Source organism: Pseudoalteromonas sp. S408 (assembly GCF_005886645.1).
Taxonomy (GTDB): Bacteria; Pseudomonadota; Gammaproteobacteria; order Enterobacterales; family Alteromonadaceae; genus Pseudoalteromonas.
This window is the reverse complement of record NZ_PNDY01000041.1, coordinates 1-408: the sequence shown is the minus strand read 5'-3', so window position 1 is coordinate 408 and position 408 is coordinate 1. Positions and strand designations below refer to the sequence as shown.

Sequence of the window (408 nt, the reverse complement as noted above, 5' to 3'; positions counted from 1 at the left end):
CACTACTGAGTTCGACATGGTCTCTTGGCTATTTACTAAACCCCAGATAGCAAAAAACCCGTCACATTGCTGTAACGGGTTTCGCTTATTTGAAGCCTGGTAATGTCCTACTTTCACATAGCAAATGCTACACTATCATCGGCGCTGTTTCGTTTCACTACTGAGTTCGGCATGGAGTCAGGTGGGTCCAAAACGCTATTGTCACCAAGCAAATTAGGTGCAAAGGATTAATGACAAGCACGGAGTGCTTCTTTTTCCTTTGCGCAAGGTGCCTCAATGTTAACGCTACGCGCTAAGAGTCACCTCATAAATTTGGAAAATATCTGATAATATTTTTTAAGTTTCTAAGTATCTATCTACTTTAGTTATATTAACTTCTTCGCTTGTTTCACTATCACATAAAACGCG

General features: G+C 40.4%; 1 rRNA gene. It reads right to left on the bottom strand.

Features of this window, described 5'->3' with window-relative positions:
• Window positions 1-94: 94 nt before the first annotated feature.
• A 5S ribosomal RNA gene (rrf, locus tag CWB62_RS18375) occupies window positions 95-209 on the bottom strand.
• Window positions 210-408: the final 199 nt, after the last annotated feature.